Here is a 25,223-nt window from a genome sequence, read left to right on the forward strand (position 1 = left end):
ATTTTCATTTTTTCCATTTCAAAATCATTAAAACCCTGTTTTCACTATTCTTGGCTCGGTTAGCCGTAGATACCAATTTGTACCCTTCTCCTTTTACAAAGGTCTCCCATGTTTGATCTGTCATTTTACTTCTCAAATGTTGAACATGCTTGTACAAATCCCTTCCAGTAGTCCAAGCATATACCGAGGAATCATTTAAATTACTTAGTCCATGAATTACTTTACCTTGATCCAAGTCATTGATAATTCCAGATTTGAATACAGAACCAGATGTTTTTTCGAAATCATAAATTCCTAAATAATGATTATTCCTATATTGAAAATAGCCCAAAAAGTGTCTTTGATTTCCAACAGCCATACCTAGAAAATATAACGGTATCCTGTTATTCAAATAATCTAAATACTCTAAGGGTTCGTAGTCTTTGATTTGATTTAAATCACTTTCGGTGAAGCCCTTTTTTAAAAAATCAAACAATAAGAAAGGTTCTGACTTTTCATTTTTTAGCAGGAACAATGTGTCTGCATATTGTTCGAGAAAAACCACTCGCTCATTGATTTCAATAAAAGGTTCTCGATTGATTGTTTTTATTTCTTCAAAAGTTCCCCTAAAAGGAAACCCTTCAAAATTTAATGTCCCTACCTGATCATAAACTTGCACCTGATTCATTATATCAGTCGATAGATAAGATGCAGCATAATAAAACTCATTACCCTTGGTGTCCACAAAAACTTCCAAAGCTGGTGACCTTAGCTTGGCATCATAAAGCCAGTTGCCGTCTAAATCATAGGAAAGAATTTTCCTTTGAGAAATATCAACTAAGCGTATTGTATCTTGGACAACTTGAAACGATGATGGATACATATACGAGCCTGGACCATCTCCATACCCCCTTACTTTTCTGATAAAATCGCCTTTATCCGAAAAAATGTAAAAACAAATACAGATATCTTCATCAAAAATGTAGAATTTATCTCGATGTGAAATCAAGCGATGCATCACTCCTATGGAAGCATCTTCAGTGGATTCATCTTCCATCCAGACATAGTCTATGGATTCGAAATAATCAGAAAGTTTGGCCTCTGTGACGTTATCAATATCCACAATCAAAGTTGGAATACTTGACTGATTGGGATCTTTTTGACAGGAGGTTAAGCAAATGGTTAGTAAAAAGAGAGTAAAGCGTTTGAACATACGAGTCATTTGATAAAACTAATCAATTAAAACAAAAACTCCTATCCTATCCCTACATATTCTATTGTTCCAAGCGTATATTTGCCATTCAAAGCTTAATAGGCATGACATACGATATCATAATTATAGGTGGGGGAATTGTTGGACTCGCAACAGGGTTGAAAATCAAGCAAAAAAATTCATCCTTAACAGTGGCCATTTTGGACAAGGAGGATGAGGTGGCTAAACATCAGACTGGTAATAATTCTGGGGTAATCCATTCTGGCTTGTACTATAAACCAGGTTCGCTTAAGGCCGTCAATTGCATCAATGGCTACCATCAGCTAGTCAATTTTTGCAAAGAAGAGGGCATTCCATTTGAACTCACTGGGAAAGTGGTAGTCGCTACCAAAAAAGAACAACTATCCATATTGAATGGCCTTTTTGACAGAGCTTTACAAAATGGTTTAGTCGGTACGAAAAAAATAAGCTTGGATGAATTGAAGGAATACGAACCCTATTGTGCAGGTGTAGCAGCAATCCATGTGCCCCAGACAGGTATTGTGGATTACAAAGTAGTCGCCCAGCGCTATGCCAGCAAATTTAAAGAATTGGGAGGGGAAATTTTCCTCCAAAAAACAGTCAAAGGCATGAAAACCCTTAACGGGATATCCTATGTACAAACCCAGCATCAGGAATTTGCAGGAAAATTAATTGTCAACTGTGCTGGTTTATACTCTGATAAAATTGCCCAAATGACCCAAGATGAACCATTGGATGTTAAAATTATTCCATTCCGCGGGGAATACTATAAAATCAAAAAAGAACGTGAGTACTTGGTAAAAAATCTGATTTACCCTGTTCCTGATCCAAATTTCCCCTTTTTAGGTGTACACTTTACCCGAATGAAAAAAGGTGGTGTGGAAGCAGGTCCAAATGCCGTATTAGCATTCAAGCGAGAAGGATATACCCGCTTTGGTGTCAACATCAAAGAACTCTCCGAAACATTAGCTTGGCCAGGTTTTCAAAAAGTAGCATCAAAATATTGGAAAACCGGTATGGGGGAACTCTATCGCTCTTTTTCCAAAACAGCATTTACCCAAGCCTTGCAAGAGTTGATTCCTGATATACAAGAATCTGACCTAGTTGATGGTGGCGCTGGCGTGCGTGCACAGGCTTGCGATAAGACGGGAGGCTTATTGGATGATTTCTGTATTCGAGAAAATGAAAAAGCTATCAATGTTTTGAATGCTCCTTCTCCAGCAGCTACAAGTTCCTTGTCGATTGGAGATTCCGTGAGTGATTTGGTGTTGAAGAGATTTGGGTGAGAAGTGAGAATTTAGAGACGAGAGACGAGAAACGAGAAGCGTGAGGTTAGAAAATTAGAGATTGAAATATGCTTGCGCGAAGTAAGGTTTGAAATATGCTTCGCGAAATAATTTGGGAGCATAGATTTAACTTGAATACTCAGTTATTTACTCGGTGTAGCTCTACGTCTCCTCCGTGAAACTCGGTGTAAATGAAAATAAATCCTTTAAAATAAAGCCCAAAACTTTTCTAGAGTTTAAAATCTTCAAGCAAGTTTTTTATACCGATTTGACCTCTTCGAGGTCTTTTTTTTATTTTCATTCCACATCTTTCTCCAATTTTTTTCCGCGGATTCAGCGCCTTCTGCGAGCATTATCTTTTCTTAAATTAGAAAATCTAAAAATCGCATCTCCGCCCAGGTAAACTCCTCCCCTTTAACCTGAAAACCTGTATGACCACCGCGTTTAGGCATTTCGAGGAAAATATTGGAAGACTTTTCTGCGAGTTTGATCGGAAAACAACGATCATAGAGCAAAGGGTCATTGAGCGCATTGATAATCAAGGTTGGAATTTGAATATTGGGCATGTGTCTGTCCGCGCTGACTCCTTGGTAAAAATCATTCGCATCCTTAAAACCATGGAGTTTGGCTGTGAAGTGCGTATCAAAGGTATCAAAATCCTTTACTCGCTCTAGTAATTCTACATCTACCAAATCAGGATATTGTTGACCTTTTACTTTCATCTTAGCTTTCAATTTTTCTAAAAAACGTTTCTTGTAAAAGGAATTCTTCTTCCAACGAAGTGTAGCTGCAGAATCGGGTAAATTGCATGGGGTAGAATAAACTGCCGCTTTTTTAATTTTTGAATTCAGTTCAAGGCCTTTCTCCCCTAAATATTTCAACGTTTGGGCTCCACCCATCGAAATACCAACAAGGAAAATCGATTGATACGTATGTTTATTTTCTACCTGTTGTAAAACCGTTTCCAGATCGTAGGTAGCACCATGATGATATAAAATAGGTCCCCTATTCATTTCTCCACTGCAACTTCGATTGTTCCAGGCCAAAGCATCGATTCCATGCTGATTAAATAGTTTGGCTAGTGCTTTGGCATAATGTCGCTCAGAGCTCCCTTCCAAACCATGGGAAATCACCAATAAACTATCCGAACCGACCCTTGACCAATCCAAATCCAAGAAGTCCTGATCAGGTGTACTGATCCGCTCCCTAGAATAATTCACCCCTTCGATTTTTCTAAAAATACTTGGGACAATAGTCTCCAAATGTCCATTGAAAAGCCATTTGGGATAATTAGAGTAAGAAGAATCCTGGATTATTGGCATTTGCTTGCAGTTGGTATCAATTTTCAACCGTGAAATTAAAACATATCTGAATTTATAAAGCTATTTTACTTACTTTGAGTTTCAAATTATAAATCCATGAAGAAGCATTTCTCCATCTACCTTGTCATCATGACCATGCTTACCTACGCTCCTGCCCTCCATTCCCAGACCATCGATAAGTTTATTGACACCATTTATCCATCCTTGGATGCTTTATACAAACATCTGCATCAAAACCCTGAATTATCTCTACAGGAGAAAGAAACATCTGCACGAATGGCCCAAGAACTTCGAGATTTAGGCTATGAAGTCACAGAGGGTATTGGAGGATATGGAGTCGTTGGAGTTTTCAAAAATGGCGCAGGTCCTACCCTGCTGATCCGTACGGATATGGATGCTTTGCCTATGGAAGAAAAAACGGGCTTGCCCTATGCGTCTACCAAAAAAACTATTGGTAATGATGGAAAAGAAACCTTTGTCACCCATTCCTGTGGCCACGATATTCACATGTCTGTTTTTGTAGGAACAGCGAAAACAATGATGGAATATAAAGGCTCTTGGAGAGGAACGCTATTAATGGTAGCTCAACCAGCCGAAGAAAATGGATTAGGTGCTTGGAATATGATCAATGATGGCTTATATGAACGCTTTCCGCATCCTGATTTTGCTATAGCTCTTCACGATGATCCTTTCTTACCGGCTGGAAAAGTTGGCCATAAAACTGGAGCGCTCATGGCAGGAGTTGATATGATGAATGTCACAGTCTATGGTGAGGGTGCTCATGGTGCTGCTCCTCATACGGGAATTGATCCCATTGTGCTTAGTGCTCAAATGATCCAAGCTTACCAAACAATCGTCAGTAGAAGAATTGCGCCAACAGATCCCGCAGTAGTAACAGTTGGCTCCATTCACGGAGGAACGATTCATAATATCATACCTGATAAAGTAGAAATGCAGTTGACATTAAGATCATATTCTCCATCTGTAAGAGAAGAAATGATCAGTAGTGTCAAACGCATCTCAGAAAACATCGCACGCTCAGCAGGTCTAGTGGAAGAAAAAATGCCTACTTACTGGATTCGTGAACCCCATACCCCCGCTCTTATCAATGACGTACAATTGACAAACCGAATGATTGAGGTTTTCAAAACCAATTTAGGAGAAGAAAATGTAGTAGAAGTACAAACTCAAATGATTGGAGAAGATTTTAGCCGCTACGGTTTGGCTGAAAGAAGAATCCCTATCAGCATGTTTTACCTTGGAGCCAACGACCCTGCTTTCCTTGAAAAAGCCAAAAAAGAAGGCCTAGAAATTCCAGGCCTACACAGTCCTTATTTTGCTCCCATTCCTGAGCCTACTATCAAAACCGGAGTCAAAGCCATGAGTTTCGTAGCCTTAGAAATTTTAAAAAAATAACTTTGTCATATATAGACCGTTCGTTTTTAAAGTAACAAGAAAACTCAATATTTTTGGAGTATGATGTAAATTAAACTGAGGCATCGCTAAATTAAAATTTCATTATTTGAATTTTTCATTGTTTTTAAAAACATGTGATTGACGTTTTTATTTGACAAAAAAAAATTAGTAACATTAAACAATAAATCCATATGAAAACAGCTGAAATCCACACTGCAAAAGGAATTATGAAAGTGGAGTTCTTTGAAAAGGACGCTCCCAAAGCAGTAGAAAACTTCCTAACCCTATCTAAAAAAGGCTTTTATGATGGTTTGACATTCCATCGTGTAATTCCAAACTTTGTGATTCAAGGCGGTTGTCCAATAGGCAATGGTACTGGAGGTCCTGGATACAAAATTGACTGTGAACTGGATGGGGATAATCAGTACCATGATAGAGGCGTCTTATCAATGGCACATGCTGGAAGAAATACAGGGGGCTCACAGTTTTTTATCTGCCATAGCCGTACAAACACAAGTCATTTAGATAGGAGACATACTTGCTTTGGAAAAGTAGTAGATGGACTAGAAGTCATTGATGCAATTAAGCAGGGGGATATAATTGAAAAAATTGTAATTAATGAGGATTAACTTAAAAAGGATAGCATATCCATCCCTCTAATGCAATGAAATAAGTAAAAACCTAGGGTCAATACTCTAGGTTTTTTATTATCATTCACGATAATTATCCGAATAAGGCACCAGCAATTGTTGCTGTCATCAAACAAGCAAGCGTAGCTGCCAAGAGTGCACGCATTCCCAATTTAGATAAATTCCCTTGCTGATTGGGGGCAATGCTTCCTATGCCTCCAACTTGAATAGCAATGGAGCTAAAGTTCGAGAAACCGCATAAAGCATAAGTTGCAATAACCACTGACTTGGGTGAAAGTGCTTCTGCCATTTTCATATCAGCAAGGCTCAAGTATGCGACAAACTCATTAATCACCGTTTTTTGACCTAATAAAGAACCAACTTGCAAAGTTTCACTCCACTCTACACCAATGATCCATGCAAATGCTCTAAAAATATTCCCTAGGATATATTCTAATGAAAATCCTGAAAATTGACCATTGGTACTGCTGATAACCCAAGCATTTAACCCTGTAAATTCTCCAATTACGCCTGACAAAATATAATTCAGTGCTGCAATCACTGCAATAAATGCGAGCAACATACCTCCAACATTTAATGCTAACTTGAGACCTTCAGATGCTCCAATTGACATTGCGTCAATAAGATTTACACCCATATTTTCTTGACTTACTTCCAATTTATCATTGATCACCTCTTTATCTGTTTCGGGAATCATTATTTTGGACATTACAATTGCTGCAGGGGCATTCATAATACTCGCTCCCAATAAATATGCTGCAAATTTTGTTTGCTCTTCCAAACTATCTCCTCCCAAAAAAGCTACATAACCAGCCAAAACACCCCCCGCAATTGTGGCCATTCCCCCTGTCATTAGGCACATCAACTCTGAACGGGTCATGGTTGGAATAAAAGGTCTTACTAATAAGGGTGCTTCTGTTTGACCTAAAAATATATTGCCTGCTGCAGACAAACTTTCAGGACCAGATAACCTCATAGTGCGAGACATTACCCAAGCAATTCCGTAGACTATTTTTTGTAATACCCCCAAATAATAAAGTCCTGATGAAACAGTTGAGAAAAATATAATCGTCGGCAACACTTTAAATGCAAAAATAAATCCAAAGGTATTGGTGGCTAAATCACCAAAAATAAAAATTGCCCCATCCTCAGAGAAGCTTAGAAACTTTACAAAAGCTTCACTTACTGCCGAGAATATTCTAGCTACAAAATCAACTTTAGTAATTAAAAAACCAAAAATAGCTTGCAATACAACTCCAATACCAACAAGACGCCAATCAACAGCCTTTTTATTTGCTGAAAACAAAAATGCCACTGAAAGAAGCACAACTATACCAATCAGACCTCTGAAATAATCCATGGGCAAGTAAAGTAAATTTAATTTTAGATGGTGGTCATTATTTAAAACAAGTAAGCCTGGCTACTTACCAGGCCTACAATTTAATTGCGTCTGTTGATTTCATCTCTGATTCTGGCAGCCCTTTCGTAGTCTTCATCAACAATTGCTTTTTCAAGTAGTTGATTAAGCCTATCTAAACTAAAATCTTTTAACGCATCCGAAGTATTAGAAGATTTACTCTTTCTTGAAGCAGAAGGTTTTGATTCTTCTTGCTTTCGATCTTCTTCGTCATTAGATTCTAATCCCGCCTCTTCCATTACTTTTACAGCACAAAATACCGCTGAATCAAATCTTACGGCTATGGCAATTGCATCAGAAGGACGGGAATCTATTTCTACCAATTTAGAACCTGAACGGCAGACTATTTTAGCATAAAAGACACCTTCTCTCATATCAGATATCAAAATATGATCAACACTAAAGTTGAAATTATCTGCAAAAGACTTGAATAAATCATGCGTCATTGGGCGATTAGGGATAATTTTCTCTATCTCTATCGCAATCGCTTGCGCTTCAAACATTCCAATGACAATAGGTAAACGTCTGGAACCTCCAACCTCTCCCATCACGAGTGTAAACGACCCTGATTGAGAATGATTGGATGTCAACCCAAGAATTTCAAGTTCAATTGCTTGATCCACGTTGATTATTTTAATGCTTTTACTGCTTCTGTCAATTTTGGTAAAACCTCAAAAGCATCACCAACAATACCGTAATCAGCAGCCTTGAAAAATGGGGCTTCCGGATCTTTGTTGATCACTACAATACACTTTGAAGAATTTACGCCTGCAAGATGTTGAATAGCTCCCGAAATTCCAACAGCAACATACAAAGTTGGAGCAACTTTCACTCCTGTTTGCCCAACGTGCTCGTGGTGAGGTCTCCAACCGATATCAGAAACAGGCTTGGAACAACCCGTCGCAGCCCCCAACTCTTTGGCCAATGTTTCGATCATTCCCCAGTTCTCAGGTCCTTTCAAACCTCTACCACCAGAAACAACCACATCTGCTTCAGGAAGCAAGATATCGCCCTCTGCTTTATCCGTTGCTGTAATTTTCCCAGCAAAATCTGCGTCAGAAAGGTTTACACTAACTGCCTCAACCGCGGCAGAAGCACCATCGGTTTTTAGATCCACTGCATTTTTCTTAACTGCTAGGATTTTATGTTCTTTGGTAACTTCAGTAATTGCAAACGCCTTACCAGTGTAAATACTTCTTTTTACCTGATAGCCAGCAGAAGTTTCTGGCAACTCAACCACATTGGAAACCAATGCTGCATTTAATTTCACGGCCAAACGCGCCGCAACAGCATCTCCCAAAGATGATTTGGCCAATACCAAGGTACTTGCACCTACATTTTTATAGACCTCTGCCATAGCTGATGCATGTGCTTGAATAATTCCTGCAGTCAATCGCTCATCTGATACATGTAATACTTTGGATGCACCTGCTGTACCCGCTTTCGCCAACTCATCATTAACAATGCTTCCCAATCCAACTGCCACCACATCACCTGCACCTAATTTGTCTGACAAGGCTTTTGCGTAAGAAACTGCTTCTAAACTTGATTTTTTTACAGCACCATCTGCGTGCTCAAGATATACTAATACACTCATGTTCTTATTTTTTCGGGTTTAAGGATTAAAGCACTTTGGCTTCATTTTTCAACAACTTCACTAACTCTTCTACATTATCTTTATCAATCAGCTTCACAGCACCTTTAGCAGGAGGCAATTGGAAATTACTTACAGATGTAGCCACTTCATCACTTACGGGATCTACTACTTGCAACGGCTTGGTTCTCGCCGACATGATACCTCTCATGTTAGGGATTTTCCACTCAGCAATTGGCTCTTGGCAACCTGCAATCAATGGTAGTTTGGCTTCCAATTGCTCTTTACCACCTTCGATTTCTCTGGCCATTTTCACCGTGTCACCATCGATTTCTAACTTCATCACAGGAGAGAAAGAAGGCATTCCTAAAATTTCCCCTACCATTCCATGTACCATTCCACCATTGAAGTCAATGGATTCACGACCCATCAAAATCAACTCATATCCATTGGACTTAGCGATGTGAGCAATTTGATTAGCCACAAAAAGAGAGTCGGTAGGGTGGGCATTGACACGAATAGCGTCATCAGCACCAATTGCCAAAGCCTTTCTAAGCGTTGGTTCAGTATCTGCTTCCCCTACATTCAATACAGTCAAACTTCCGCCCAATTGCTCTTTCAATTCCACTGCTCTAGCCAAAGCATAATCATCGTACGGGCCAATAATGAATTGAACACCGTTCTTATCAAACTTGGTATTATTGTCAGTAAACTGGATTTTGGATGTGGTATCCGGTACGTGTGTTATACAAACTAATATCTTCATTATGTATATTTGGATTGATTATTTATAAATTTGCGTGAATTTAGTGATTAAGGCCTTAAGAAAAAAAAGAAATCATGAGCAAATTATCCCGCGTAGCAATCTTACAATCGTTTGCAGAACAAGAGCCTGAAAATCCTTTCAACTGGTATGCATTGGCTATGGAGTACATTGCCTCTGAACCCAATAAAGCCCTAACATATTTTGATAAACTATTAATTGAGCATAAAAGTTACCTTCCGACCTATTACCATGCTGCTGCGCTATTTGCAGAGTTTGGCCAACAAGAAAAAGCCAAAATAACCTACGAAGAAGGCATTGCTTTAGCAAAGAATCTTTCAGAAATGAATGCACTAAGAGAATTGCAAAATGCCTATCAAAATTTTCTTTTTGAATACGAATAAACGCTCGCAGATACAGGGGATTTGGCAGATTGAGCACAGATTTTAAAATATCAGACCCGGCAGGATTTGAAATCCTGCCGGATCTTTTTGTGACAGAACACTAAATCTTTCCCTTCTCGTATCTCGCTTCTCTCTTGATTCTTGTTTCTTGTCTCTTGATTCTTAATTCCCCTAACTTTTCACTGCTAACTGCTCACTGTACCCTCCAACACCTGTCTAATCGCCGAAGCCTTCAACTGACACTCCTCATATTCATAGGCTGGATCGGCGTCGTAGGTGATGGCTGAACCCACAGCAAAATATCCTTTCCCTGTGTTTTGATCATAAATGATGCTGCGAATGATGACATTGAAGTCAAAATCCCCCGATGGTTGAAGTAGGCCTACAGTCCCTGAAAACCATCCCCGACGGAAATCCTCATAGCGATCAATCAACTCCATGCATTTGATTTTAGGGGCGCCAGTCATACTTCCCATGGGGAAGGTGGCCTGTAAAATGCTCGAGAAATCTATTCCTTTCTTTACTTGAGACTTGACCGTAGAAATCATCTGATGCACCCGGGGAAAAGCATAGACTCCAAACAATTCCTCCACTTCCACCGAACCAACTTCTGAGATTTTAGACAGATCATTGCGCATCAAATCTACAATCATCAAGTTTTCGGCACGCTCTTTTTCCGAATGCAATAAGGTAGCTGCTAATAATTCATCCTCTTCTGGAGTGTTGCCCCTGCAGATAGTGCCCTTGATAGGCTGTGCAATTAATGTGTCACCTGTTCTTTTCAAAAAGCGCTCTGGAGAGGCCCCAATCAAATACTGATCTTTGGCTTTGAAAAACACTGAAAAGGGCATGGGCGAAACATGCATTAAATCTCGAAAGGCTTGAATCGGACTCCATTGAGGAGCATCAAAGGCATATCCCAAACAATAATTCAATTCGTACATATCACCTTCTTCAATATGCTGCTGAATGGCTTGCACATGGGCGATATACTGCTCTTTGGATGTTAATGGCTGAATGGTAACCGAAGGGTTTTTGGAGCTTTCAATTTCAAAACGCTGAATATGCTGATACAGCTCTTCTGATTGCAAGCCTTGAATTACTAGACTATTTTCTTGGAAAGCTAAAGTAATAGCTGCTTCAAAAAATAGGGTATCCGGCACAGCTACGATGCCTGAATTTTCACTGGAGAGTTTTTCTAACTGATTTTTATAATCGTACGATACAATGCCAACAATTGAGGCATTCTTTTTCTCCAGTTCATTCAATGCTTTGGCTTGATGACCTGCATAAATTGCCTGGGGAAAAGTGCCCTGGGGATATTTCAAAGAATTCCCATGAAAAACAGCCACATATGGGAAGTTTTCCATCGCCCAAGCCGTGGCTTTTTCAAAAATTTGATTGGTATCCGTAGGTTTTAAATCGATTTGAAACATGCTGCAAATATAGGGATACAAAAAAAGGAAACCCGAAGGTTCCCTTTTTACCAAACAAACAATCTATGTAATATTAGTTCGCTTTGATATCAAATCCTACACTTACCGTATTGTAAATGAACTGATCTTTTGCTTTATCAACAGCGTTGCTTTCGTCACCGTAAGCCAAACCCCAAGCTGTTCTGTCAATGTTGAAACCAGCTTTAGCGCTTACCGCACCATCTACGATAGATACTGTAGCAGGGAATTTGATGTTTTTGGTAGTACCTCTCATAGTCAAGTTACCGGAAATCCAGTGAGTTGGGTTACCAGCCAATTCTGAATCAGAAGCAGGAGTGTTTTCAGTTTCAAACTCATCCTTGTCCTCAATAGAACCAGCAGAGAAAGGCTCCACACCAGTCATTTCGAATACTGCCTCTGGAAAGTTAGCAGCATCGAAGAAATCAGCAGACTGTAGGTGACCCCACAATTTACCATAATTTTCGTTGTCAGCTGGGATATCATCAATTCTCAAACCTGTGATATCAAATGCAAAACGTGCACCAGTAAGGGTAGTACCTTCTACCATCACTTCACCAGAAGTTACAGGGATAATTCCCCAGTGCTTACCAGTTGGCTTATAACCAGTCCAGTTTACAGAAGAAGTTTCTGGGCTGATTGCAAGAGTTACACCAGAACCAGCAGCTACATCCTGAGCATCTGTGGTCTCTACTGTGTCGCCTGGTTTGCCACAAGCGAAAGCTAATAAAGCAGCGGCTACAAACAAGCCTGATTTTTGAATAAGTTTCATAAACTTTAAGATAAATTGGTTTCGTATTTAATGTATATACACGAAAACTATTTTGAGCTAAAAAAGTTCACGCTATTCCAAAAAAAAATACTTTTGATAGAAATTTTTGCTCACGTTAACTCAAAAAATTATGGCACTTATCCTTGAAGTCAATGGAAATCAACCCACTTGGGAAGAAAATTGCTGGTTTGCTCCCAATGCAACCATTGTAGGAGATGTTAAAATGGGAAAAAATTGTACCGTGTGGTTCAATGCAGTTTTAAGAGGTGATGTTCATGAAATCCGCATAGGTGACGACAGCAATATCCAAGATGGGGCAGTCATACATGGGACCTATCAGCAATCTGGAACCATCATTGGCAATAAAGTATCTATTGCTCACAATGCAGTAGTACATGGTTGCACCATTCACGATAATGTGTTGATAGGTATGGGCGCAATCGTGATGGACAAAGCTGTAATTCACTCGGGAGCTGTGATTGCGGCTGGGGCAGTGATATTAGCAGGGACCATTGTGGAAGCAAACAGTATCTATGCCGGAGCTCCTGCCAAAAAAGTCAAGGCCACCGGTCCAGAAATGCTCGCCGTAATCGAACGTACTGCTGCCAACTACCCGAAATATGCAGGTTGGTTTAAGGATGCGGAAGGAAAATAGCTTCTCCCAGTGCATAATTACACGAACTACTTATTTATCGTTAAGAAAAACTGTTTATTTGAAGCCATTTTTAAGCCCAAATTAAGAAAGCGTTAATTCGGGTTATTTGTCGTATATCGACAATTCCCCCTTCATAGGAGATCTACATTCGTGACTCAAAATCACACCTTCTATGAAAAAACTAGTACACATCACTGCCATTGTATTCCTAAGCTTGCTTAGCTTGAATACATTCGCACAAAATGCATCTGCCTCATTTTTTGGCAGCGTGAGAAATGCTGAGGGGGAAACTCTCCCGGGAGCTAATCTACAGATTAGAAATGAATCCACCGGTTTCGTAACTGGTACCGTAACCAATTTGGAAGGACGGTTCCAAATTAGTCAGCTTCCTTTGGGCGGACCTTATGTTATTACAGCATCTTTTGTGGGTGAAGGACAGGTCAGCAAAACGGGCTATTACCTTAATCTAGGAGATCAAATTCGGGTAGATTTTGATTTAAGAGATGGGGATGGAGAATTGGAAATGATCACCATCACCGCATCAGACTATGCCCCGAATAGAGTTTCTCCTATCGGTGGCGCAACCCGTCTTGGAATCACCGAGATGAAAAATATGCCAACCAACGGCAGAAGCTTTCAGGACTTGGCCAACTTGGCACCTACAACTGCACCAGGTGGTTCTTTAGCTATCGGAGGTACACGGGAAAGTTCTACTTCCATCACCTTGGATGGAGGAAATCAGCGGTTTATGATGAACGGTGGTTTGATCTCCCAATACACGGTTTCCATGGAGGCTATCCGGGAATTTGAGGTAACGACCAACGAATACAGTGTACGAGAAGGACGCCAAGGAGGTGGCGCTATCAACGTGGTCACCAAATCCGGAACGAATGAATTTACCGGTTCTGCATTTCTTTTCAACCGTAATCAGCGATTGACCGCAGATCAGGACTATATCGGCAGACCTATCAATGACTTCAACATTAACCAATACGGTTTTTCATTGGGTGGGCCGATCATCAAAGATAAGTTACACTTTTTTACCGCATTGGATTTTGAAGACAGAAGCGAACCATTTGCTATCATCGATGTACGGGATCCATCCACAGAGCGCTTAGAGCAAATCACCCAGCAAAACTTGGATCGTTTTCTAAGCATTTTGCAAAACCAATATGGGCTAGATCCAACTAGGCAACAAACGGGATTATTCAATCGAAGACCCACGAATAGAACCGTATTTGCTCGCTTAGATTGGCAGATCAATGATATTCATAAGCTAACATTCCGTAACAATGTATTTTGGGGAGCCAATGAATTTGTCGTAGGTGGAGACCAAACTGCCTTGGCTGACTCCCGAGGCGATATCGAAATTTTTGGTCTTAACTCCCAATTAGCACTTCGATCCACCTTTTCCCCAAAATTAACCAATGAGCTAAAGATTCAGTACCTACGGGCACAACGTGACTTTGTAGCCCGATCTTTTGCGCCAAGAGGCTTTGTAGGGATTGAATCTTTCCAGGAAGATGGTACCCGCTTATTTAGACAGTTTCAGTTTGGGGGTAATAGAATCGCTCCAGAGGAACAAGGTGAAAAACAATTACAATTGATCAACACTACTTATCTTCAAACAGGAAAAATCTTCTGGACTTTTGGCACTGATAACATTGTGACATTTACCAACACCCTCAACACCAATGAACAAGGTGGGTTATTCCAATTTGCTAGTTTGGATGCACTGGAAGCACAGACTCCTTTCCAGTATTCCAGATTGGTTCCAAACAATCCTGATGGAAGATATGCTCCTAAATTGCAACAAACTGCTTTAGACTTATCCGCTTTTACACAAGCGGATGTGAATTTCAGCTCCAAATTGAGTGCTTCTTTTGGTTTACGTTGGGATGCAACCGTGTTTTTGACTGCACCGGAATTCAATCCTTTGGTGGAACGTGAATTGGGCAGAAGAACGGACGTAGTAGCCTCTGACCTAAACAACTTCCAGCCTCGATTACAGTTTATCTATGATTTCAATGAAGACCAACGAAACGTATTGAAATTTGGAATCGGTGGATACTCTGCTAACATTGTGCACTGGGCCCAGTTGAGTAATATTCTTCAGTCAGGAACAATTTTAACAGACTTATTACTCAGAGGACAGGATGTTCCTTTCCCTGACTTCCCATCATTCATCAACGACCCTAGTACTGTGCCAGGAGTTCCTCCTGGTGGTCAAGGCCGTTCCCCTTACATCAACTTGATTGGGGACAACTTCCAAGCTCCTTACACTTGGAAAGGTAATCTAGCTTACAGACGATTCTTGACAAATGAATTCTATGTAGGCGCCAATGCTTATTTTGCAAGAACTATCAATAATTACCGCTATCAGGATTTGAATCTGAGACAGGACTTTGCATTCCGACTGGCCAATGAAAATAACCGAGGTGTATTTGCTAGACCTGACCAAATTACCCCAGTCAATGTAAACAATCCGGGAGTGGTGGTCTACCCAATCAATCCTGAGGTAGTCAATGCCAATCCGAATTTAGGTAGAGTTTTGGAATTAAACGGGGACTCTGATATCTGGCAACGAGGAATCATCTTTGAATCCGGCTATATCTTCAGAAAAGGTGGAACCATCACCGGTACCTATACTTTGAACAGAACAGAGGACAACAACTCCTATAACTGTTGTATAGCCCGAACCTCCGTTTTGACAGCAATCGTGGATGACCCGAGAGATTTGATTGCCAACCGAGGCGGTGCAAATACAGATTTCAGACACAAAATTATTTTATTCGGTACTACGCCTACAATTAAAAACATCTCCATTTCAGCACGCTATGTTGGGCAGTCAGGCACTCCTTGGTCTCCATTGGTATTTGGTGACATCGTAGGTGACGGTGCAGGCCTGTTGATCAACGCCAATAAAAGAGCTTTTGTATTCAACCCTGAGACTATCCGCGCCAACCCTAACCGAACCCCATTCGAAGATATCATCGCTGACGGGATGGATGTGGTGCTCAACAATCCGAACAACATTGCTAGAGGACTACTGATCGATAATTTGGGTGAAATTGCTCCCAGAAATGAGATCTATAATCCATTCTGGCATAATGTAGATGTTCGAGTGACCTACAAATTAGACAACACTATCATCAAAGGATTAGGAAAAAGCTATATGGAGTTTATCGGGGAGATTTTCAACTTTACCAATCTGATCAACTCTGAGTGGGGTGGTGCTCCAACCGTACCGGGTGGTAACCAAGTGTTGTTGCAGACCTTGGGATTAGATCCTATTGCAACTGCACAAGGAAGACCTCAATACGCCTACCGTGTCAACCCAACTTTTGGAGAGACAGTGAAAGCCAATCCTCCTTTCCAAGTTCAGTTAGGTGTACGCTACAACTTCTAATCTTACAATCTTACCAATCAAAAAGAGACCTGTCGCTGGCAGGTCTTTTTTTTAACCTTTTGTTTACATTCCGGTCACATTTGATTGATGCTTTTTTCGGAGCTTTGATTAGATGGACAAGACGAAGCTAAGGACGTATTTTAGCGATATTTTACAAAAGGAAGGGGAATGTGTACAAGTACTTCAACTGAATCCCTTCACCCAAGAAGGGCTTGCCTGGGTAGAATCAGGCCTTGCCAAAATCTATGGAACTAACGAAAAGGGGCTGAAAGTAAATACTGACTTAATTTTTGAAAAAGAGTTCGTTTGGCTAACTCCAGAAAACTACCAATCCAATGACCTTTTTTTCTTGGAATGTATGAAAAACTCGAAACTCCGATTTCTCCCTATCCACAAGTTGGATAGTTCTGAAAAAGAAGCAATCCCGATGTTGATGCTTGACTTTTATCAGGATAGACTTCGGAGAATACATCAGCAAAAGGTGAAGAATTTTGACTTGGAATTGGAGGAACGGGTGTTTTTCCTCTTGTTTGATTTTAGCTTACTCTATGGAAAAGAGAGCTACTCCCATATCAGCCTCCCAAACTTCTTCACACATGATGATTTGGCAAGTATTCTCAAAAACTGCCGACAAAACATTACTGCCTGTTTGAATGATTTGAAGAAAAAGGGAATTATCAGTTATAACCGAAAAGAAATCATCATCTCTAAAGAACAGCACGAACAAGCTATGAAGAAATATTACAAGGCTGTATCCTAATGCGACCGTTTAAACATGGACTAGTTTCCATTTCCCTCTATTAAATACCCACATACTAACCAACGCATGAACGGAGTGTGATACAGTTATTGCCCAAAAAACACCTACAGCTCCAAGGCCAAACGTATTCGCCAACACATAAGCCAAAGGAAGTTGGAAACCCCATAAAACTGCCAAATTGATAATGGTTGGGGTGCGGGTATCCCCTGCCCCATTAAGCGATTGGGACATAACCATGCCATAAGCAAAAAAGACATAGCCTAGGCAGATAATGGTCAAGCCCAAGCGCCCTACCTCGATGACTCCTGCTTCTTGATTGAAAATGGCAATGAAATAACCGGCCCCAATGATAAATACCACGGAACAAACTCCTAGAAACAGGGCAGTAATATGTGCTGATAGCCAAGCTGAGCGCTCTGCCCTACCCGGTTGCAAGGCTCCTAGGTTTTGACCAACCAAGGTTGCGGCTGCATTGGAAAAACCAAATGCAGGAAGCAAGACAAAGATGATTAACCGTACGGCAATGGTGTAACCTGCCAATGCCACTGAACCCGATTCAGAAATAATACGCATCAAAAAAATCCAAGAGGCTGATTCGATCAAAAACTGCCCCATACCACCCGAAGCCACTTTTAAAATTGTCCAGATAGTCTTCCAGTTCATCTGTAAACTCTCCCAATAGAAGCGGATGATGGACATGCCCTTAAATAAAACTACCAATTGAAAGACCACCCCCAAACTCCTTCCAATGGTCGTTGCCCAAGCAGCTCCTTCCAAACCCATGGCAGGAATAGGTCCCCAACCAAATATCAGCAAGGGATCCAAGACAATATTGAACCCATTGGCAATCCATAGCGCACGCATAGCCAAGGCAGCATTACCAGCACCTCTGAAAATACCGTTGATCAAAAACAACAACATAATGGCCACATTTCCTCCAAAGACTATCTGTGTATAGCGATAGCCCTCAGCGATCAGTTCTTCCGATCCACCCATCAAGCGCAGCATAGTCTGTGCCTGCCACACGCCAATGACAGCCATGGCAATCGCAAATATGGAACAAACCATAATGGCTTGAAAGGCTGCTATGGAGGCTGCTTGTTGGTTTTTCTCTCCTATCCTTCTCGCCACGATCGCTGTAGCGGCCATACTTAACCCTATAGCTATAGAGTAAATGATCGTCAACACCGATTCGGTCAATCCAACAGTGGCAACCGCATTGACCCCGAGTTTGCCCACGAAGAAAATATCTACAACTGCAAACAGGGATTCCATCACCATTTCCAAAATCATGGGAATGGAGAGGTAGAAGATGGATTTTTTGATGCTGATACTGGTAAAATCTTCTTCTTTGCCTTGTACGGCCAATTTGAAATGATGCAGGAATTTACGGATCGTCATACGCTTAACGAGGGATATGGATAAGTAAAAAGAAAAAAACCGGAGTTTGCGTTATGACTTCATGCTGCAAAGGTGAGGAAAAAATACGGATTCATCCAAAAGCTTGGTATAAAAATTTGTTTATCAAGGAATTCTAAACAGGGCATTTTAAATTCCGGAGAGATGTTTTGATAATTTGAGTGAAGCCAATAATTTAGCAAATGAAATAACATATCGGGGTGTGGCGCAGTCCGGTAGCGTACACGTCTGGGGGGCGTGTGGTCGCAGGTTCAAATCCTGTCACCCCGACTTGATTATCAAGGAGTTGCGAGAGATCGTGACTCTTTTTTTTTGACAACCAATTATTCTTTTGAAGGCTCCGATTTTTTAATTGAGTTTATCTCTAGTTTTAAGGGTTATGAATTGTGTAAACCTCACCACAAAGAAAGCCTGTCTTAGCATTCATTTCCTTTAATTATAAAAACATCTTACCCTCACAAAATCCCCATACTTTATCGTAGAGCGCTTATAATACTGAGTTTGATAATAGGTACTCATTCCAAAAGAGTAGTTTACCCGAAGGCCCTGCTCGTCTTCATCCATGGAAATCTCATAACTCCACTCCAAACCGGTCCCAACTCTTAACGAATACGTAATAAAATTTTCTTCTTTAAAAAGATGGCAAATCTTGGATGTGGCATGACTACAAGCAAAATAGTCCAAGAATACATTTTAGTAGAAATTATTCTTGGACCTCAAAAAGTGAAATTGATCTATTAGACTGCCAAATACCCCCCATCCACTGGGTAATATGCCCCTGTAATAAAGGATGATTTTTCAGATGCGAGGAATAAGGCCAACTCTGCAACTTCCTCTGCTTTTCCTAATCTGCCTAAGGCATGTTTGGACGCAAGAAAATCTATGGTTTCCTTACCCATGGTTTCTTCATTGACCATTCCTGTGTAAATAAATGCCGGACCGATGGCATTTACCCGTATATTTTGCAGGCCATATTCCACCGCCGCAGCTTTGGTCAATCCTACAACTCCATGCTTGGACGCTACATAAGCCGGAGCAGTAGCAAAAGCAACTTGCCCAAGAATAGAAGCCATGTTTATGATATTTCCACCACCAGTCTTCAGCATTTCAGGAATCTGATAGTGCATCCCGTAAAATACACCTGAAAGGTTGACATCAATGACCTGTTGCCAGGATTCTATAGGATACTCTCCCGTCAAGGCAGCTGCACCACCAATCCCTGCATTGTTGACAGCGATATGGAGGGCACCAAATTCCTGAATAGCAGCCTTTACCAAAGCTGCATTATCTTCTGGTTTGGAGGTATCAGCGAAAACAAAGATTGCTTCTCCACCAGCATCCTGGATAGCCTTCATTACTGCTTTTCCAGACTCTTCCACAATATCACTGACCACCACTTTGGCACCTTCTTGAGCGAATAATTTGGCTATCGCTGCACCAATTCCGGAACTTGCGCCTGTGATAATTGCGACTTTATTTGCTAGATTTTTCATAGGGTTATATGGGTTTAGGTTATGCATAAGATTAGAATGTTTTGAAAAACACCCCAATTTCCACTAAATCAACCCGTTTTCAAAGAGCATTTATCAAATCTAAACATGATAAAAATCAGCTTTTGGGCAGAATAAACATGGTAGATTCGTAGGTAAGAAATCAACCGATTAAATATCATGAAAACCCAGGATCCTATCAAAACTATCATGACCGCTCAGGTCTACACCGTACAGGAAGACGGGGACTTGCATGAAGTCATTCACATGTTTAAAAAACATAAAATCCGCCATGTCCCTGTACTCAAAGGCAAGCAATTGGTGGGAATGATCAGCCGCACAGATATCAACCGCCTAAGTTTTGGTGCCCTCTTTGAAAATCAACAGGGAACAGATGAGACCGTCTTGGAAATGTTGTCGATCAACGAGGTCATGACTTCCAAAATCAAGGTAGCCCAAGCGACTCAGTCCATTCACGAGGTGGCACATATCTTTACCACAGAAAAGTTTCACACCTTACCTGTAGTAGAAGATGGTAATCTCGTTGGAATTGTATCCACCACGGATGTCATTCTTTATTTCCTAGGAAAGCCTTAGTTGCAAGAATATTAGTTAAGTCAGTATTAGAAGTCTTTCCTGTACACATTCCACAACATTCAGCATTAGGGTTTAATCTGAGGGCTCTTCTCAACGCTTCGGCGCAAGAATTAAAAGGGCCTAAGTAATCTCTGTCAAGCGGTTCTGGTAAAAGTGGACAATCTTTGGCATGAATTAAAAATTTACCAGATGTATTGGGACTAGTTGCTAGGTAATAAAATTTCATCTTAGGTTTTTTTCGACCCTAAAAGTATGGCAAATTGACTCCATAAAAAATACCCAAAATTGGGTATTTTTTATCCATTTTTTTGAATTTCAGACCTACGCATAGGCATCCCATCAACTAATTTAAAAATTGTCCCCCAATTTAATTCTGATTGTCCATGAGCTTTTACCCCTCCATCCAATCCTATCAAAATCCATAAATCTTCCGATAAGTTCTTGGCATACTGCTGTCTCAACTGGCTGATTTCTTTATCTAATAAAACATACTTGGAGTTACTATTGACATTTTTGGCATACACCCAATATAAAAGTTTCCTTTCTCGAAGTTCTTGGGTCAGTTCTTTTGAGGGTTCAGTCCATGAATTAGCTTCAGCTGGAAAATACAGTACCACCCGGTGCTTCCAGTGCAATGTTTTTAAGGAAACAGGAGGATCTGAAAGATTCACTAAACCAACCCATAGTCCTAACATCCAAATCCATCCCAATGCCATATCAACTACTATTTTTTCTTAACTCAATCACTGTAATCTCAGGCCAAATACCCACACGTCCTGAAAATGCATGAAAACCAAAACCCCTGTTTACATACAAATACCTCCCTCCAAATTCCGAAAGTCCTGCCCAGTTTGGATACCTGTATTGAACAGGGCTCCAGCGAAAAACGGGCGTTTCTATCCCAAACTGCATCCCATGGGTATGCCCTGACAAGGTCAGATGAATGGGCATGGGATGGCTTTTCACCTCTGCTTCCCAATGAGAAGGGTCATGGGAAAGCAACACTTTAAAATCTTCCTTACTTAATCCTTCCAATGCTTTGGCCAAATCGCCCTGGGTTTTGAAGCCCAAACCCCAATTCTCTACCCCCATGACCACAATACTTTGCCCGTCCTTTTCGATTCGCACATGGGCATCATTCAACAAGGTCCACCCCAACTTTTCATGGTTCGCTAACAACCGTTGAAAATTCGCCTTTTTGGCATCCGGACTTTCCCAACTCACATAGTCCCCATAATCATGATTGCCTATCACAGAAAATTGCCCATAAGGAGTTTGAATCTGGGCAAAATTGGAGATAAAAGGCTCGATTTCATCGGCTTTATGATTGACCAAATCGCCTGTAAATACAAACAAATCAGCATTTTGCTCCTTGACCAAATCAATCCCCTTTTGGATTCCCCGATCATCTTTGAAACTACCGGAGTGAATATCCGAAATCTGAACTATCCGAAAACCATCAAAGGCTTCCGGCAACTGGTCAAAATATACGACCTCCTCTTTGACTTGGTAATTAAACTTTCCATACTTAATTCCATAAACAAAAGAGAAAAAAGGTACCGCCGCCACTGTTACGGCGATCAATGAAACCCATTTATTTCGAGACGGAAACGAATAGCCTTGAAACCCATTGGCAAGATACGTAAGACCTGCTTGTGCATTACGGATAATATCTTCTCCAAATAGAAAAATCACACATACTAATTGCGTGACCATAATAGTCAGGAAAACATTCATGACGGTCTGTATTTCAGCGGTAATTTCTCCCATCCGAAATACCTTTAGAAACGTCAACACCAACCATACAGCCAAACCCTGGAAAATCAGCCAATAGGCGACAGAAACGATGGTTCGCTGTTTTTCAGCTGCTAAGGTCAAACTCAAGGTTTTGACCGCCTGAAAGACATACCAATTAAGAAAGGTGGCAAACAAAAATACTGCAGCAAGAAAGATGATTGCTCCGAGAGAATTCATGTATCAATAGTTGGTTTAACCTATATACATTTCTCAGACAAAATATGTTCAATTTGCCATCATGGAAACATATGTTTCCAATACACTCGTGGCTTTTCCCCCATACGTTCCGATGATGGGTGCTGCACGCTCGAAATCAGCGCTGCAAGCCAATGGGATGTAATGGTGATCGGTCAACAAGCCCAAACTCGGGTCCAAGCCTATCCAACCTGCCCCGGGAAGGTACACTTCCGTCCAGGCATGCAGTTCATGCCCTTCTTCCAGCTCAGGATTAAACGCATAGCCACTGACAAATCTTGCGGCAAATCCAGCCGATCGAAGCATTTGAATAAGCATCCAAGCCAAATCTCTGCAAGAACCGTGTTTAGCGTAGAAGGTTTGTTCAGGAGACCACACGCCTATTTCCTGTCGGACTTCATACCTCCATTGGGCATGTACCTGACTCACAAGTTTACCTAAAAACGAAACCGCTTCATCAGATTCCTTTAGAATTTCAAACGTGAATAGTCTAATATCCGGGTTTGAAATTGCTACCTCTAAAAACGGTTTTAATAATCGATAATCATTTTCATCATAGGCAAGGCCTAGCTGGCTGAAGGAAAAGGTCGGATTCAGAATAAACCCATAAGGATTGAGCTCCTGAATACTGAGTTCATAGGAAATCTGCACAGCTAAACTTTCCGTAAAACCTTCAAACCAAGCTTGATGATGAAGGTTCCCTTCTAGATCCAATCGGGTCTGAAGCCCTTGAGGGTTGGGCATTAGTTGAATTTCCTGAGAATCTAGCTTAAAATAGTTTCTGAATTGGGGAATAAGGTTGATGACATGTACATTCAGCTGTACAGGTTGATTGTAGGAGTATTGTGACGTATGCTGAATGCATAACTTCATGGATGGATAACTTTTTCTTCGGCATCAAAAATCTGCATCAGACGCTCAGCTGGCAAAGCCCGAATACCTTCTTTGATCCGATCATTCCAAAATTCGGAGATATGTTCTAATTCCTTTTTCTCAAAACGTTTTTCTATCGTGTGGTATTGATCATTTTCCAAAAAGACCACATCAATCGGGAAATCCACATCATTGGCGGATATCCTTGTGGCATCAAAAGCCAAAAAGGCACATTTGAGTGCATATTCCAACGTATCCTCATACGTTATAGACCGTCTAAGTACGGGACTTCCTGCTCCAGTATTCCCAATCGAAACAAATGGCGTACCTCTCCTGATTTCAATCCAATTCCCTTGGGGATACAACAAATACAATTTAGGAGCCTTATCCTCTTCCAGCTGTCCTCCGATGATGGAAAACAAATTGAAGGATAATCCGGAAGCTTCCAAAAACTCCTGATCTTCTTTGGCTACCCGCTTCACCTGATCTCCAAATTCGTTGACTGCTTTGTACAGTTTGGTGAAAGTTTGATCCTGTTCTTCAATCACTTCGGAGAAATAGGTTATCGCTTTATCCCTTACGGAACGAAGGCCCGAGGTCATGATAAAAAAGGAATGTTTATCCCGATTGACGGTAAAAACCTTTTTGGAAGTAGTCGTCTCTGTGCCTGAGGTAATACGGGTGTCCGACAACCCCACAATTCCATACTTGGTCTTTATTCCTAAACAAAAGGTCATTCTTGTGCTGAATTTTGATGGCTAAAGTTATCCTTTATTTGGAAGAAGTTATCATTAATTCGGTCAGAAATCTGATTTATTTTCACTTGCAATTGGTCAATGTACTCATGCAGACCTACCTGTATTATTTCTTCCACATCGGTAAATTCCAATTTGGAGCGTAGTTCTCCTACAGATTTTTCAGCTGAATTATGAAAGCCTGTGTCCCGATTACCCGAAATATTGTGCAAGCAACGTTCGGCTTCTTTTATACAGAAAAAGACAGAGCGTGGAAAATATTTATTCAATAACAAAAACTCCACTACAGCAGAAGGCTCAATATTCCCATACAAGCGTCGGTAGGTATTGAAAGCGGTAACTGACTTCAACAATGCTGTCCAATGAAGGAAATCCAGAGGAGTACCTACCCAATTGGGAGAAGGAAGCAACATATGGTACTTGACATCCACCATCCGACTCGTCTTATCCGCCCGCTCCAAATACATCCCCAATTGCCGAAAGTGCCAACCCTCTGTTCGCGCCACGGTGCTATCAGCCAATCCATAGAGCAAGAGAATCTGATTTTTGATACTCTCAAAGAAAACTCTTGGATCTTCTTTACCAAAATCTTTCTTCTCCGCTCGCTTTTTGACAAAATGGTACAATTCATTTAAATATTCCCAAGTTTCTTTGGTGAGGTTTTCCCGTATTACCCGTGCATTTTCCCGAGCAAAGCTGACAGAAGAAAATATGGAGTTTGGATTATCTAAATCGAAAGTGAGAAAGTGTATGACCGATCTTCTATCAAATTCGCTGTACTTCTTGGCAAATAAATCCTGATCACCAGTGGCAAAAATTAAGGGCTCCCATTGTGCTTTCAAATCCTGTGGCAGGTCCAGCATCAAATTGAAATTCACATCCAAAAACCGCGCATAATTCTCTGCTCTTTCCAGGTATCTTCCCAGCCAATAAATGGAGTTTGCTACTCTACTTAACATGTTTTAATTGTTCAGTGGTTAAA

Annotated in this window: 23 protein-coding genes and 1 tRNA gene; 9 read left to right on the forward strand and 15 right to left on the reverse strand. The window is 40.7% G+C overall.

Annotation, left to right across the window (positions count from 1 at the left end):
* Positions 1-4: 4 nt before the first annotated feature.
* Positions 5-1,192: a DUF4934 domain-containing protein gene (locus IE080_RS01090; protein ID WP_189578536.1), complete on the reverse strand. Its 1,188-nt coding sequence runs from the start codon at positions 1,190-1,192 to the stop codon at positions 5-7.
* 104 nt (positions 1,193-1,296) lie between these two features.
* On the opposite strand from IE080_RS01090, the gene lhgD reads away from it, so the two are divergent.
* Positions 1,297-2,499 carry an L-2-hydroxyglutarate dehydrogenase gene (gene lhgD / locus IE080_RS01095; RefSeq protein WP_189578537.1) on the forward strand — a complete coding sequence of 401 codons (1,203 nt, stop codon included), beginning with the start codon at positions 1,297-1,299 and terminating at the stop codon, positions 2,497-2,499.
* 362 nt (positions 2,500-2,861) lie between these two features.
* Here the strand turns inward: lhgD and IE080_RS01100 are convergent, their stop codons facing one another.
* Complete coding sequence (locus tag IE080_RS01100) at positions 2,862-3,821, reverse strand: YheT family hydrolase (protein WP_189578538.1); 960 nt, start codon at positions 3,819-3,821, stop codon at positions 2,862-2,864.
* Between the two features lie 96 nt (positions 3,822-3,917).
* Between IE080_RS01100 and IE080_RS01105 the strand changes: the two genes are divergently transcribed.
* On the forward strand, positions 3,918-5,237 hold the full coding sequence (locus IE080_RS01105) for an amidohydrolase (protein ID WP_189578539.1): 1,320 nt from the start codon (positions 3,918-3,920) through the stop codon (positions 5,235-5,237).
* A 191-nt stretch (positions 5,238-5,428) separates the two neighbouring features.
* Positions 5,429-5,866 carry a peptidylprolyl isomerase gene (locus IE080_RS01110; protein ID WP_189578540.1) on the forward strand — a complete coding sequence of 146 codons (438 nt, stop codon included), beginning with the start codon at positions 5,429-5,431 and terminating at the stop codon, positions 5,864-5,866.
* A gap of 94 nt (positions 5,867-5,960) precedes the next feature.
* On the opposite strand, the gene IE080_RS01115 is transcribed toward IE080_RS01110, so the two are convergent.
* The 4 genes from IE080_RS01115 to IE080_RS01130 all read right to left on the reverse strand — a co-directional run bounded on the left by IE080_RS01115 (position 5,961) and on the right by IE080_RS01130 (position 9,664).
* Positions 5,961-7,247 (reverse strand): NupC/NupG family nucleoside CNT transporter, encoded by a 1,287-nt coding sequence (locus tag IE080_RS01115; RefSeq protein ID WP_189578541.1) that lies wholly within the window; start codon positions 7,245-7,247, stop codon positions 5,961-5,963.
* Between the two features lie 80 nt (positions 7,248-7,327).
* Positions 7,328-7,927 carry a bifunctional nuclease family protein gene (locus IE080_RS01120; protein ID WP_189578542.1) on the reverse strand — a complete coding sequence of 200 codons (600 nt, stop codon included), beginning with the start codon at positions 7,925-7,927 and terminating at the stop codon, positions 7,328-7,330.
* A gap of 5 nt (positions 7,928-7,932) precedes the next feature.
* Positions 7,933-8,901 carry an electron transfer flavoprotein subunit alpha/FixB family protein gene (locus IE080_RS01125; protein WP_189578543.1) on the reverse strand — a complete coding sequence of 323 codons (969 nt, stop codon included), beginning with the start codon at positions 8,899-8,901 and terminating at the stop codon, positions 7,933-7,935.
* A 25-nt stretch (positions 8,902-8,926) separates the two neighbouring features.
* Positions 8,927-9,664: an electron transfer flavoprotein subunit beta/FixA family protein gene (locus IE080_RS01130; RefSeq protein WP_189578545.1), complete on the reverse strand. Its 738-nt coding sequence runs from the start codon at positions 9,662-9,664 to the stop codon at positions 8,927-8,929.
* A 74-nt stretch (positions 9,665-9,738) separates the two neighbouring features.
* Here IE080_RS01130 and IE080_RS01135 point away from each other — a divergent pair, with 74 nt between their 5' ends.
* A complete protein-coding gene (locus IE080_RS01135; protein WP_189578547.1) occupies positions 9,739-10,065 on the forward strand; it encodes a tetratricopeptide repeat protein in 327 nt (108 codons plus the stop codon).
* A gap of 185 nt (positions 10,066-10,250) precedes the next feature.
* Here the strand turns inward: IE080_RS01135 and IE080_RS01140 are convergent, their stop codons facing one another.
* Together IE080_RS01140 and IE080_RS01145 are read right to left on the reverse strand one after the other, a co-directional pair.
* The gene (locus IE080_RS01140) at positions 10,251-11,501 is read right to left on the reverse strand and encodes an anthranilate synthase component I family protein (RefSeq protein ID WP_229800443.1); all 1,251 of its coding nucleotides are present in this window, start codon (positions 11,499-11,501) and stop codon (positions 10,251-10,253) included.
* A gap of 73 nt (positions 11,502-11,574) precedes the next feature.
* On the reverse strand, positions 11,575-12,291 hold the full coding sequence (locus IE080_RS01145; RefSeq protein ID WP_189578549.1) for a YceI family protein: 717 nt from the start codon (positions 12,289-12,291) through the stop codon (positions 11,575-11,577).
* A 130-nt stretch (positions 12,292-12,421) separates the two neighbouring features.
* Here IE080_RS01145 and IE080_RS01150 point away from each other — a divergent pair, with 130 nt between their 5' ends.
* The 3 genes from IE080_RS01150 (at position 12,422) to IE080_RS01160 (ending at position 17,115) form a co-directional block, all read left to right on the forward strand.
* A complete protein-coding gene (locus IE080_RS01150; RefSeq protein ID WP_189578551.1) occupies positions 12,422-12,946 on the forward strand; it encodes a gamma carbonic anhydrase family protein in 525 nt (174 codons plus the stop codon).
* Between the two features lie 172 nt (positions 12,947-13,118).
* A complete protein-coding gene (locus IE080_RS01155) occupies positions 13,119-16,355 on the forward strand; it encodes a TonB-dependent receptor (RefSeq protein WP_189578553.1) in 3,237 nt (1,078 codons plus the stop codon).
* A gap of 112 nt (positions 16,356-16,467) precedes the next feature.
* A complete protein-coding gene (locus IE080_RS01160) occupies positions 16,468-17,115 on the forward strand; it encodes a Crp/Fnr family transcriptional regulator (RefSeq protein ID WP_189578555.1) in 648 nt (215 codons plus the stop codon).
* Positions 17,116-17,124: 9 nt separating this feature from the next.
* On the opposite strand, the gene IE080_RS01165 is transcribed toward IE080_RS01160, so the two are convergent.
* Positions 17,125-18,516 (reverse strand): MATE family efflux transporter, encoded by a 1,392-nt coding sequence (locus IE080_RS01165; protein WP_189578557.1) that lies wholly within the window; start codon positions 18,514-18,516, stop codon positions 17,125-17,127.
* Between the two features lie 214 nt (positions 18,517-18,730).
* Between IE080_RS01165 and IE080_RS01170 the strand changes: the two genes are divergently transcribed.
* A tRNA-Pro gene (locus IE080_RS01170) sits at positions 18,731-18,804 on the forward strand.
* Positions 18,805-19,271: 467 nt separating this feature from the next.
* Here the strand turns inward: IE080_RS01170 and IE080_RS01175 are convergent.
* Entirely contained in the window at positions 19,272-20,027 is a 756-nt protein-coding gene (locus IE080_RS01175; protein WP_189578559.1) for an SDR family NAD(P)-dependent oxidoreductase, read from the reverse strand.
* 177 nt (positions 20,028-20,204) lie between these two features.
* Here IE080_RS01175 and IE080_RS01180 point away from each other — a divergent pair, with 177 nt between their 5' ends.
* A complete protein-coding gene (locus IE080_RS01180) occupies positions 20,205-20,621 on the forward strand; it encodes a CBS domain-containing protein (RefSeq protein WP_189578561.1) in 417 nt (138 codons plus the stop codon).
* A gap of 296 nt (positions 20,622-20,917) precedes the next feature.
* Here the strand turns inward: IE080_RS01180 and IE080_RS01185 are convergent, their stop codons facing one another.
* From IE080_RS01185 to IE080_RS01205, 5 genes are read right to left on the reverse strand one after another with little or no spacing between them, the layout of a single operon-like run.
* A complete protein-coding gene (locus IE080_RS01185; RefSeq protein ID WP_189578563.1) occupies positions 20,918-21,337 on the reverse strand; it encodes a DUF4174 domain-containing protein in 420 nt (139 codons plus the stop codon).
* Position 21,338: 1 nt separating this feature from the next.
* Entirely contained in the window at positions 21,339-22,595 is a 1,257-nt protein-coding gene (locus IE080_RS01190) for a metallophosphoesterase (protein WP_189578565.1), read from the reverse strand.
* A gap of 48 nt (positions 22,596-22,643) precedes the next feature.
* Positions 22,644-23,486, reverse strand: coding sequence for a transglutaminase family protein (locus IE080_RS01195; protein ID WP_229800444.1), 843 nt, complete (start codon positions 23,484-23,486; stop codon positions 22,644-22,646).
* The gene (locus IE080_RS01200) at positions 23,483-24,223 is read right to left on the reverse strand and encodes a proteasome-type protease (protein ID WP_189578567.1); all 741 of its coding nucleotides are present in this window, start codon (positions 24,221-24,223) and stop codon (positions 23,483-23,485) included. Before IE080_RS01200 ends, IE080_RS01195 begins: the two co-directional genes overlap by 4 nt.
* Positions 24,220-25,200 (reverse strand): alpha-E domain-containing protein, encoded by a 981-nt coding sequence (locus IE080_RS01205; protein WP_189578569.1) that lies wholly within the window; start codon positions 25,198-25,200, stop codon positions 24,220-24,222. The genes IE080_RS01200 and IE080_RS01205 overlap by 4 nt, the downstream gene beginning before the upstream one ends.
* Positions 25,201-25,223: the final 23 nt, after the last annotated feature.

Source organism: Mongoliitalea lutea (assembly GCF_014652135.1).
Lineage (GTDB): Bacteria > Bacteroidota > Bacteroidia > Cytophagales > Cyclobacteriaceae > Mongoliitalea > Mongoliitalea lutea.